We start from the raw sequence: 10,699 nt of genomic DNA on the forward strand, positions 1-10,699 counted from the left end.
TTCAGAAAAAGTTCACAAACAACAATTAACTCACTGTTTTAAAATAATTTTTATTTAAATATAGCGTTTATGTATTTTAGTGTAAGCGATACCACCAATTTGGTCTGTGTCACACTTTTTCGTTCTTTGATATGCTATCGTCTTCACATACGATAAGCCTATTGGAGCGAGTCATGAAAGTATTGGTTACAGGTGGTAGCGGTTACATTGGAAGTCATACCTGCGTGCAGCTGCTGCTGCAGGGGCATGAAGTGATTATCCTCGACAACCTCTGCAACAGTAAGCGCAGCGTGCTGCCGGTGATTGAGCGTCTTGGCGGGAAAAAAGCGACCTTTGTTGAGGGCGATATCCGCAATGAAGCGTTGATGACCGAGATCCTGCACGATCACGCCATTGAGGCGGTGATCCACTTTGCCGGGCTGAAAGCCGTCGGCGAATCCGTCGCCAAACCGCTGGAATACTACGACAATAATGTGACCGGCACATTAAAATTAGTTGCCGCCATGCGCGCCGCCGGCGTCAAAAACTTTATTTTCAGCTCCTCCGCCACCGTCTACGGCGACCAGCCAAAGATCCCTTACGTTGAAAGCTTCCCGACCGGCACACCGCAAAGCCCGTATGGCAAAAGCAAGCTGATGGTCGAGCAAATTCTTGCCGACCTGCAGAAAGCGCAGCCGGACTGGAGCATTGCGCTGCTGCGCTACTTCAACCCGGTTGGCGCTCACCAGTCCGGCGATATGGGCGAAGACCCGCAGGGCATCCCTAACAACCTGATGCCGTACATTGCGCAGGTGGCGGTGGGTCGTCGCGAATCGCTGGCGGTATTCGGTAACGACTATCCGACCGAGGATGGCACCGGCGTGCGCGACTATATCCACGTCATGGACCTCGCGGACGGGCACGTTGCGGCGATGGAAAAACTGGCCGGTAAGTCAGGCGTGCATATTTATAACCTTGGTGCAGGCGTGGGCAGCAGCGTCCTTGACGTCATTAATGCCTTCAGCAAAGCCTGCGGCAAACCGATTAACTACCACTTCGCGCCGCGCCGTGAAGGCGATCTCCCGGCCTACTGGGCTGACGCCGAAAAGGCCGACCGTGAACTGAACTGGCGCGTCACGCGCAACCTTGACGAGATGGCACAGGACACCTGGCACTGGCAGTCCCGTCATCCGCAGGGTTACCCAGACTAAGGAACCGTCATGAGCGTATTTAACCCCGTCGACCATCCGCACCGTCGCTATAACCCGTTAACCGGGCAGTGGATTTTGGTTTCCCCGCATCGCGCCAAGCGCCCCTGGCAGGGGGCGCAGGAAACGCCGGCAAAACTGACCTTGCCCGCGCACGATCCGGATTGTTTCCTGTGCCCGGGTAACACCCGCGTCACCGGTGATACCAACCCGAACTACGCCGGCACGTACGTGTTTACTAACGACTTTGCGGCCTTGATGACCGATACCCCGGACGCGCCGGAAAGCGACGATCCCCTGATGCGCTGTCAAAGCGCGCGCGGGACCAGCCGGGTCATCTGCTTCTCGCCAGACCACAGCAAAACGCTGCCTGAGCTGAGCGTTGAAGCCCTGGAAGGCGTGGTTAAAGCGTGGCAGGAACAGACGGCCGATCTCGGCCAGCACTACCCGTGGGTGCAGGTGTTTGAGAATAAAGGCGCCGCGATGGGCTGCTCCAACCCGCATCCGCACGGCCAGGTCTGGGCCAACAGCTTCCTGCCGAACGAAGCCGAACGCGAAGATCGCCTGCAGAAAGCGCACTACGCCGACTACGGCACGCCGATGCTGGTGGATTACGCCCGGCGTGAGCTCGCCGACGGCAGCCGCACGGTGGTCGAAACTGAACACTGGCTGGCCGTCGTTCCCTACTGGGCGGCCTGGCCATTTGAGACCCTGCTGCTGCCGAAGGCGCACGTCCTGCGCCTGACCGATTTAACCGACGCACAGCGCACCGATCTTGCGCTGGCGCTGAAAAAGCTGACCAGCCGTTATGACAACCTGTTCCAGTGCTCATTCCCCTACTCGATGGGCTGGCACGGCGCGCCGTTTAACGGTGAAGACAATAATCACTGGCAGCTTCACGCCCACTTTTATCCGCCGCTGCTGCGTTCCGCTACGGTACGCAAATTTATGGTCGGCTACGAAATGCTGGCCGAAACCCAGCGTGACCTGACGGCGGAACAAGCCGCCGAGCGTCTGCGCGCGGTCAGCGACGTTCATTTTCGCGAATCCGGAGAATAACAATGAGTCTGAAAGAGAAAACCCAAGCCCTGTTTGCCGAGAAATTTGGCTACCCTGCCAGCCACACCATTCAGGCTCCGGGCCGCGTTAATTTGATCGGCGAACATACCGACTATAACGACGGTTTCGTGCTGCCCTGCGCCATTGACTATCAAACGGTCATCAGCTGCGCGCCGCGCGCGGACCGCGTGGTACGCGTGATTGCCGCCGATTATGAAAATCAGTCCGACGAGTTCTCGCTGGATGCCAAAATTATTAGCCACGATACCCAGCAGTGGTCCAACTACGTGCGCGGCGTGGTGAAGCATCTGCAGAAGCGCAGCGGCCATTTCGGCGGCGCGGATCTGGTCATTGCCGGCGACGTACCCCAGGGGGCTGGCCTAAGCTCCTCGGCCTCGCTGGAGGTTGCCGTCGGCACCGTATTCCAGCAGCTCTATCATCTGCCGCTGGACGGCGCGCAAATCGCGCTGAATGGCCAGGAGGCGGAAAACCAGTTCGTCGGCTGTAACTGCGGCATTATGGACCAGCTGATCTCCGCGCTGGGCAAGAAGGACCACGCCCTGCTGATTGACTGCCGTACGCTGGGCACGAGGGCCGTCTCGATGCCAAAAGGCGCGGCGGTGGTGATCATCAACAGTAATTTTAAACGCACCCTGGTCGGCAGCGAATACAATACCCGCCGCGAACAGTGCGAAACCGGCGCGCGCTTCTTCCAGCAGCCGGCGCTGCGTGACGTCACCCTTGCCGAGTTCAACGCCGTGGCCGCAGAGCTGGATCCGGTCGTTGCTCAGCGCGTTCGCCACGTGCTGACCGAAAACGCCCGTACCGTCGAAGCGGCAACCGCCCTGGAGAAAGGCGACCTGAAGCGAATGGGCGAGCTGATGGCGGAATCTCACGCCTCGATGCGCGATGATTTTGAAATCACCGTCCCGCAAATTGACGCCCTGGTTGAGATCGTTAAAGCCACCATCGGCGACAAAGGTGGCGTACGCATGACCGGCGGCGGCTTCGGCGGCTGCATCGTCGCGCTGGTGCCGGAAGAGCTGGTGGATACCGTTCAGCAGGCCGTTGCCGCGCAGTATGAAGCGAAAACCGGGATTAAAGAGACCTTCTACGTTTGCAAACCTTCCCAGGGAGCCGGCCAGTGCTAAATCAAACCACAGAACGCGCGCCGGACGGCCAGCCGTGGCGACTCATTACCCTGCGCAACGACGCCGGGATGGTAGTCACGCTGATGGACTGGGGCGCTACGCTGCTCTCCGCCAGGGTGACGCTCGCTGACGGCAGCGTCCGCGAAGCCCTGCTCGGCTGCGCCTCGCCGCAGCAGTATACCCGCCAGGCGGCCTATCTCGGCGCCTCGGTCGGCCGCTATGCCAACCGCATCGCCAACAGCCGCTTTATGCTCGATGGCCAAACCGTCAACGTGGTGCCGTCTACTGACGCCGGCCACCAGCTGCACGGCGGACCGGACGGATTTGATAAGCGCCGCTGGCAGATAGTCAGCGCCGACGAGCGTCAGGCGCTGTTTTCACTCTCCTCCGCCGACGGCGACCAGGGATTCCCGGGGGCTTTGCAGGCTACGGCGCACTATCGCCTGACCGACGATAACCGTATTGCCATTGAATACCGCGCCACCGTCGATCGGCCCTGCCCGGTGAACCTGACCAACCACGTCTACTTTAACCTTGATGGCCAGCAGACCGACGTTCGCCAGCATCGGCTGCAGCTCTTCGCCGACCGCTATTTGCCGGTAGAGAGCGACGGGATCCCCGGCGGCGATCTGCGCGACGTTGCCGAAACCAGCTTTGACTTCCGCGAGCCTCAGCTGCTGGCGGAGCGTTTCCTGAGCGATGACGATCAGCGCAAGGTGAAAGGCTACGATCATGCGTTCCTGCTGCAGGCGCGGGGCGACGCTGGCCAGCCGGCGGCCCACCTCTGGTCGCAGGATGAAAAGCTGCAGATGACGGTCTACACCTCCGCCCCTGCGCTGCAGTTCTATTCCGGTAACTACCTCGGCGGCACGCCGTCGCGCACGGAGCAGCCGTACGCCGACTGGCAGGGCCTGGCGCTCGAAAGCGAATTCCTGCCCGACTCGCCAAACCACCCGCACTGGCCGCAGCCGGATTGCGTATTGCGCCCGGGCGAGGAGTACGTCAGCCTGACTGAATACCAGTTTATCGCCAGATAAACCCCCGCCCTCCTGATGGAGGGCTTTTTTTCGCCACTTTGGCGCAAATTGCGCCACCTTCAGACAAAAATATAACCGCTGATTTACAAGCATCTTACACTGAGCCACTATTTTCGCTATGGTTAGGGATAAGCGTTGCCGTGAGGCAAATCACGGCAATATAATGAGAATAGTTATCAATCAATAAACGCATACACCGCAGCATTCGGGTTGTATCGATTCGGCTACTGAGTGGGTCCCGCAAAACATAGCGCGCTATGCACGCAGGGTGAACAAGGCGGCCGCTGAGCCACAGCGCGAAGGACGGCGTGTTGTATTGAGGAGTGAGAGAATGGCTGTAACTAAGCTGGTACTGGTCCGTCACGGCGAAAGCCAATGGAACAACGAAAACCGTTTCACCGGTTGGTACGATGTCGATCTGTCCGAGAAAGGCGTGGGTGAAGCAAAAGCGGCAGGTAAACTGCTGAAAGAGGAAGGCTTCAGCTTCGACTTTGCTTATACCTCTGTGCTGAAACGTGCCATCCATACCCTGTGGAACGTGCTGGACGAACTGGATCAGGCCTGGCTGCCGGTTGAGAAATCCTGGAAACTGAACGAACGCCACTACGGCGCGCTGCAGGGTCTGAACAAAGCTGAAACCGCTGAAAAATACGGTGACGAGCAGGTTAAGCAGTGGCGCCGTGGCTTTGCCATTACGCCGCCGGAGCTGACCAAAGACGACGAGCGCTTCCCGGGCCACGACCCGCGTTATGCGAAGCTGACAGATGCCGAACTACCGGTAACCGAAAGCCTGGCGCTGACCATCGAGCGCGTGGTGCCTTACTGGAATGAAACCATTCTGCCGCGTCTGAAAAGCGGCGAGCGCGTTATCATTGCCGCTCACGGTAACTCCCTGCGTGCGCTGGTTAAATACCTCGACAACATGGGTGAAGAAGAGATCCTCGAACTGAACATCCCGACCGGCGTACCGCTGGTTTATGAGTTTGACGAAAACTTCAAGCCGATCAAACACTACTATCTGGGCAACGCTGATGAAATCGCGGCAAAAGCGGCGGCAGTAGCAAACCAGGGTAAAGCGAAGTAATTTTCGCGGTATAAAAAAAGCGTGGATTGCTCCACGCTTTTTTTTGTCCTAAATTCCGGCCTCGCTTCGCGCGCTCGGACGGCGAACGGCGCTATCCGCGGCGGGCTTTCACCGCATCCGCCAGCTGGCGCAGGATGGTATCCGTGTCTTCCCAGCCAATGCAGGCATCGGTCACGCTCTTACCGTAGGTCAGCGGCTCTCCGCTCTCCAGGCTCTGGCTCCCTTCCACCAGATGGCTTTCAATCATCACGCCCATAATCGCCTGCTCGCCGCCGGCAATCTGCTGGCAAACGTCGCTACCCACGTCCATTTGTCTTTTAAACTGTTTGCTGGAGTTGGCGTGGCTGAAATCAATCATGATTTGCGCCGGCAGACCCGCTTTCGCCAGTCCGACCTTCACTTCAGCAACGTGCTTCGCGCTGTAGTTCGGCTCTTTGCCCCCGCGCAGGATGATATGGCAGTCGCTGTTGCCGCTGGTGTTCACAATCGCCGAATGACCCCACTTGGTCACCGACAGGAAGCAGTGCGGCGCCCCGGCGGCGTTAATTGCATCAATCGCGACTTTAATCGTCCCGTCGGTACCGTTTTTAAAGCCAACCGGGCAGGAGAGGCCTGAGGAGAGCTCGCGGTGAACCTGAGATTCGGTGGTGCGCGCGCCGATTGCGCCCCAGCTCATCAGGTCAGCCACGTACTGAGGCGTGATCATATCAAGGAATTCGCCCGCCGCCGGCAGCCCGCTGTCGTTAATATCCAGCAGCAGCTTACGCGCAATGCGCAGGCCGTCGTTGATGCGGAAGCTGTTATCCATGTGCGGATCGTTGATAAGCCCCTTCCAGCCGACGGTTGTGCGCGGTTTCTCGAAATAGACGCGCATCACCACTTCCAGCTCGCCTTTCAGCTCTTCTCGCAGCGTCAGCAGGCGCTCAGCATACTCTTTCGCCGCAGCCGTATCGTGAATTGAGCAGGGTCCAATCACAACCAGCAGGCGATCGTCGTTGCCCTTGAGGATCTGGTGGATCGCTTTACGAGCATGCGCAACGGTGTTAGCAGCATTTTCGGTCGCGGGGAACTTTTCGAGGAGCGCAACGGGAGGGAGTAATTCGTTGATCTCTTTAATGCGTAAATCGTCGTTCTGATAATTCATTTTCTTTCCAGCTCTGCCATCTTATCTATTTAAATGCAATCCCTCCAATCTATCTCTTCGTTCAAAAAGTGTAAACGTGATTTTACACTGACGACAGATTAATCCTGAAAACAGATTAAAATTCGCAATAAAGAAGCGAAAAATAGGCCATGAACTACAATTTCTAACTGTTAAGACCAATCTTCACGCCACTAATCAGTATTCCGTGCTGATGTAACTTATTGATGTGAAGCTTTTAACCATAGAGCGCGAGCGAGCGCTGGCACATGCACTGTTGGAAGAGGTTATCCGACATATCGACCATAACAGGAGCATCCTATGAAAATGACCATCCTCACCCCACTCTTTTTAGCCGCCACCCTTGGCCTGAGCAGCGCCGTCGCGCTGGCTGCAGATACCGGCGCCCAATCCAACAACGGACAGGCCAACGCGGCCGCCGATGCCGGGCAGGTCGCACCTGATGCCCGCGCCAACGTCGCGCCAAACAAGGTTGATAACGACAAGATCAACTCTGGCGACAAGATGCTTAACTCCGACGGTTCAACCATGAACCATGACGGGATGACCAGCGACGAAGCGCATAAAAACGCGATGTGCAAGGACGGCCGCTGCCCGGAAAGCACCCCGAGCGATAACGGCAGCAAAACGGACGGGACGACACAGTAGCATTATTCATGCCTGAAATAAGGGCTGAAAATAAGGGGGAGCCACGGCTCTCCTTTTTTATTTTATTCACCGAAAATCGGTATGATGTCATACAGTAATAATGATAATAATCAGGGGATGACACCATGGCGCACTCGCATACTTCAGCTCAGCAGCCGCAGGATAATAACGCCCGCCGCCTGCTGCTGGCCTTTATCATCACCGCCGGCTTCATGGTGGTTGAAGCCATTGGCGGTGCGCTCTCAGGCTCTCTGGCGCTGCTGGCTGACGCCGGTCATATGCTCACCGACTCCGCCGCCCTGCTCTTCGCCCTGCTGGCCGTCCGTTTTGCCCGCCGCCCGCCCAACACCCGCCATACCTTCGGCTGGCTGCGCCTGACGACCCTCGCCGCCTTCGTCAACGCCATCGCGCTGGTGGTGATTACCATTCTTATCGTATGGGAAGCGATTCAGCGTTTTAACCATCCGCAGCCCGTCGCCGGGGCGCCGATGATGGCGATCGCCGTTGCCGGGCTGCTGGCCAATATTATGGCCTTCTGGATCCTTCACCGCGGCGGCGAGGAGCGCAACCTTAACGTTCGCGCCGCGGCGCTGCACGTGCTGGGTGATTTACTCGGTTCGGTAGGGGCGATCGTCGCCGCAATAGTGATTTTAACCACCGGCTGGACCCCGATTGACCCTATTCTGTCAGTGCTGGTCTCATGCCTGGTGCTGCGCAGCGCCTGGCGCCTGCTGCAGGAGAGCCTGAACGAACTGCTGGAAGGCGCGCCGCGTTCGCTGGATGTTGAAGGCCTGAAGCGTGATTTACGCCGTTCGGTGGCCGAAGTTCGCGACGTGCATCATGTCCACGTCTGGCTGGTCGGAGAAAAAACGGTGATGACGCTGCACGTCCAGGTCGTCCCACCGCACGATCACGACGCCCTGCTGAATCGTATTCAGGAATTTTTGCATCACAAGTATGACGTTGAGCACGCAACCGTGCAGATGGAGTATCAGCCCTGCAGCGGCCCGGAGTGCCGCCTTAACATGGCTCACTCCGGACACGCCCATCAGCATCATCATTAGCGAGAAAACGCGTGAGAACCCCGCTCACGCGCGCTGTTGATCCACATCCGGCTACCGTTGAGGGCAATAAAGGTCAGCAGCAGGTATTCCAGCGACATCGCATAGACGCCCTGGCGAGCAAAAATGACCACGCTGATCACGTTAATGATCACCCACAGCAGCCAGTTCTCAACGTATTTGCGGGTCATCAGGATCATGGCGGCTATCGACAGCACCATCATGCAGGAGTCCCAGAACGGGAAGGCATCCGGCTGTAGCTCCGGCATCGTCACCTGCAGCCCCAGCCCCTGCATTAGCGTCACCGCCACCCGCGTCAGGCATGCGAACACCGGATCGATAAATACCGTCATCAGGCCAATCGCCACCACGCACGCTGCCAGCCAGCCCAGCGCTTTTGGCAGCGGTAGCCAGCGGATTTGCAGCGCGGCCTCATGGCTGCTGGTCTGCCGAGACCAGGCGTACCAGCCGTAGACGTTAGCCACGAAGAAAAATACCTGCAGCAGCAGGCTGGCATAGAGCTGGATCTGAAAGAAGATAATGGCGAACAGGGTGACGTTAATCAGCCCAAAGGCATAGTTGCCGATCTTTTCCAGACTCGCCAGCCAGATGCACAGCAGCCCGGCAATCGTCCCGACGGCCTCAATCCAGGAGAGATCGTATCCCCCGGCGCCAATGGGTATATGTACCAAAATATTCTGCGTACTTAAAAAATCCATCTTATCCCCAGAGCGTATTGCACGCGTTGTCGGTTATCCCCGTAGTGTAGCCGCAAAATCCAGCATTCTGTTAAGCGGGATTAATGCACCGGTCCGCAGCTGCTCGTCAACCTGAATCTCGTGCGCCGCGCCGCCGTGCTCGAGACCTTCTGCAATCGCCTTCAGGCCGTTCATCGCCATCCACGGGCAGTGGGCGCAGCTGCGGCAGGTAGCGCCTTCGCCGGCCGTTGGCGCCTCCAGCAGCTCTTTCTCCGGTACCGCCTGCTGCATTTTATAGAAGATGCCGCGATCGGTGGCGACAATCAGCTGACGCTGAGGCAGCGTTCTCGCCGCATTGATCAGCTGGCTGGTAGAACCGACGGCATCGGCCATATCGACAATTGACTGCGGCGATTCCGGATGGACCAGCACCGCGGCGTCGGGGTACAGCGCCTTCATTCTGCTCAGCGCCTGGGTTTTAAATTCATCGTGAACGATACAGGCGCCCTGCCAGCACAGGACGTCTGCGCCGGTCTGTTTTTGCACGTAATTGCCCAGATGGCGGTCCGGCGCCCAAATGATTTTTTCGCCCAGGCTATCAAGGTGCTCAATCAGCTCAACCGCAATGCTGGAGGTCACCACCCAGTCAGCGCGGGCCTTAACCGCCGCGGAGGTATTGGCGTAGACCACCACGGTGCGATCAGGATGCACATCGCAAAATTGATTGAACTCATCGATGGGGCAGCCGAGATCGAGAGAGCACTCGGCGTGGAGCGTCGGCATCAGGATCTTTTTTTCCGGGCTGAGGATTTTTGCCGTTTCCCCCATGAAACGCACCCCGGCGACCAGCAGCGTGGATGCCGGGTGCCGGGCGCCAAAGCGCGCCATTTCAAGAGAGTCGGCGATACAGCCGCCGGTCTCTTCCGCCAGCTGCTGAATTTCGGGGTCGGTATAGTAGTGGGCAACCATTACCGCATCGCGTTCGCGCAGCAGGCGCTTTATCTTTTCGCGATAAAAGTGCTTTTCATCGCGGCTTAACGGCATCGGCTTGGGGGGAAAAGGATAAATCGCCGTTTCAGGGTCAAACATTACGCTCATCTTGCAATCTCGTTTTACTGGCTTAACTCAAAGACCGTTAAAATGCCTTCACGCGGCACCGGGACGGCCGTAGTGTTTTATATGCTAAACAAGATAGCCGATTGTACAGAAAATGTCGTGGGGAATTTATCCGTAGGAAAAGGGATAACGCTGTGGGTTAGGGCCTGTATATCGCGGAGAGTAAAAGGCGGGTTATATGTTTTAGTGGGTTATGCCAGGTGCGCAGAGACGGAAAAGCGAGGGCGACATCAGCGGGTCGTGCAGGATACCACTCGTCTCATCCTGAGACTCGCCCTACGGGTCGCCACAAGTGACGATTTTGTCGAACCTGCGGCAGGTTCGAATCTTATATATCGCAGATAGCAAAAAGGCGCCTTTAGGGCGCCTTCAGACTGCTGACTAACCCCACTTTTTTAGGTGGGGTTCTTCTTTTCTAGCGACCGCAGGTCGCGATCGCTATATTTTTCCATGACCTCGCCATTTGAACATTCAGCTCGCTCAAGGCGGTTTTCGG

At 57.5% G+C, this 10,699-nt stretch carries 10 protein-coding genes; 7 read left to right on the top strand and 3 right to left on the bottom strand.

The window, feature by feature from the left end; translation table 11 throughout:
* Window positions 1–173 precede the first annotated feature (173 nt).
* From galE to gpmA, 5 genes are all read left to right on the top strand, one after another.
* On the top strand, window positions 174–1,190 hold the full coding sequence (gene galE / locus GVK32_RS23960; RefSeq protein ID WP_041144656.1) for a UDP-glucose 4-epimerase GalE: 1,017 nt from the start codon (window positions 174–176) through the stop codon (window positions 1,188–1,190).
* Between the two features lie 9 nt (window positions 1,191–1,199).
* Window positions 1,200–2,246: a galactose-1-phosphate uridylyltransferase gene (galT, locus tag GVK32_RS23965; RefSeq protein WP_041144655.1), complete on the top strand. Its 1,047-nt coding sequence runs from the start codon at window positions 1,200–1,202 to the stop codon at window positions 2,244–2,246.
* Window positions 2,247–2,248: 2 nt separating this feature from the next.
* Window positions 2,249–3,397 carry a galactokinase gene (gene galK / locus GVK32_RS23970; RefSeq protein ID WP_159870703.1) on the top strand — a complete coding sequence of 383 codons (1,149 nt, stop codon included), beginning with the start codon at window positions 2,249–2,251 and terminating at the stop codon, window positions 3,395–3,397.
* Entirely contained in the window at window positions 3,391–4,434 is a 1,044-nt protein-coding gene (galM, locus tag GVK32_RS23975) for a galactose-1-epimerase (protein WP_159870706.1), read from the top strand. The genes galK and galM overlap by 7 nt, the downstream gene beginning before the upstream one ends.
* A gap of 331 nt (window positions 4,435–4,765) precedes the next feature.
* Window positions 4,766–5,518 (top strand): 2,3-diphosphoglycerate-dependent phosphoglycerate mutase, encoded by a 753-nt coding sequence (gene gpmA / locus GVK32_RS23980; RefSeq protein WP_041144652.1) that lies wholly within the window; start codon window positions 4,766–4,768, stop codon window positions 5,516–5,518.
* Between the two features lie 91 nt (window positions 5,519–5,609).
* Here the strand turns inward: gpmA and aroG are convergent, their stop codons facing one another.
* Window positions 5,610–6,662, bottom strand: a complete 1,053-nt coding sequence (aroG, locus tag GVK32_RS23985) for a 3-deoxy-7-phosphoheptulonate synthase AroG (RefSeq protein WP_159870709.1) — start codon at window positions 6,660–6,662, stop codon at window positions 5,610–5,612.
* Between the two features lie 318 nt (window positions 6,663–6,980).
* Here aroG and GVK32_RS23990 point away from each other — a divergent pair, with 318 nt between their 5' ends.
* Both GVK32_RS23990 and zitB read left to right on the top strand, forming a co-directional pair.
* On the top strand, window positions 6,981–7,328 hold the full coding sequence (locus GVK32_RS23990; RefSeq protein ID WP_159870712.1) for a YbgS-like family protein: 348 nt from the start codon (window positions 6,981–6,983) through the stop codon (window positions 7,326–7,328).
* A gap of 125 nt (window positions 7,329–7,453) precedes the next feature.
* Window positions 7,454–8,392, top strand: a complete 939-nt coding sequence (gene zitB / locus GVK32_RS23995; protein WP_159870715.1) for a CDF family zinc transporter ZitB — start codon at window positions 7,454–7,456, stop codon at window positions 8,390–8,392.
* Here the strand turns inward: zitB and pnuC are convergent.
* Both pnuC and nadA read right to left on the bottom strand, forming a co-directional pair.
* Window positions 8,389–9,108: a nicotinamide riboside transporter PnuC gene (gene pnuC / locus GVK32_RS24000; protein WP_159870718.1), complete on the bottom strand. Its 720-nt coding sequence runs from the start codon at window positions 9,106–9,108 to the stop codon at window positions 8,389–8,391. The two genes, zitB and pnuC, sit on opposite strands and share 4 nt — an antisense overlap.
* Window positions 9,109–9,141: 33 nt before the next feature.
* Complete coding sequence (gene nadA, locus GVK32_RS24005) at window positions 9,142–10,185, bottom strand: quinolinate synthase NadA (protein WP_159870721.1); 1,044 nt, start codon at window positions 10,183–10,185, stop codon at window positions 9,142–9,144.
* Window positions 10,186–10,699: the final 514 nt, after the last annotated feature.

It is taken from the genome of Klebsiella sp. 18074 (genome assembly GCF_902705905.1).
Taxonomy (GTDB): Bacteria; Pseudomonadota; Gammaproteobacteria; order Enterobacterales; family Enterobacteriaceae; genus Klebsiella; species Klebsiella terrigena.

Excerpts from the sequence above, each read along its gene's own strand:
- galE (WP_041144656.1), top strand. The coding sequence starts at position 174 with ATGAAAGTATTGGTTACAGGTGGTAGCGGTTACATTGGAAGTCATACC.
- galT (WP_041144655.1), top strand. The coding sequence starts at position 1,200 with ATGAGCGTATTTAACCCCGTCGACCATCCGCACCGTCGCTATAACCCG.
- galK (WP_159870703.1), top strand. The coding sequence starts at position 2,249 with ATGAGTCTGAAAGAGAAAACCCAAGCCCTGTTTGCCGAGAAATTTGGC.
- gpmA (WP_041144652.1), top strand. The coding sequence starts at position 4,766 with ATGGCTGTAACTAAGCTGGTACTGGTCCGTCACGGCGAAAGCCAATGG.
- aroG (WP_159870709.1), bottom strand. The coding sequence starts at position 6,662 with ATGAATTATCAGAACGACGATTTACGCATTAAAGAGATCAACGAATTA.
- GVK32_RS23990 (WP_159870712.1), top strand. The coding sequence starts at position 6,981 with ATGAAAATGACCATCCTCACCCCACTCTTTTTAGCCGCCACCCTTGGC.
- zitB (WP_159870715.1), top strand. The coding sequence starts at position 7,454 with ATGGCGCACTCGCATACTTCAGCTCAGCAGCCGCAGGATAATAACGCC.
- pnuC (WP_159870718.1), bottom strand. The coding sequence starts at position 9,108 with ATGGATTTTTTAAGTACGCAGAATATTTTGGTACATATACCCATTGGC.
- nadA (WP_159870721.1), bottom strand. The coding sequence starts at position 10,185 with ATGAGCGTAATGTTTGACCCTGAAACGGCGATTTATCCTTTTCCCCCC.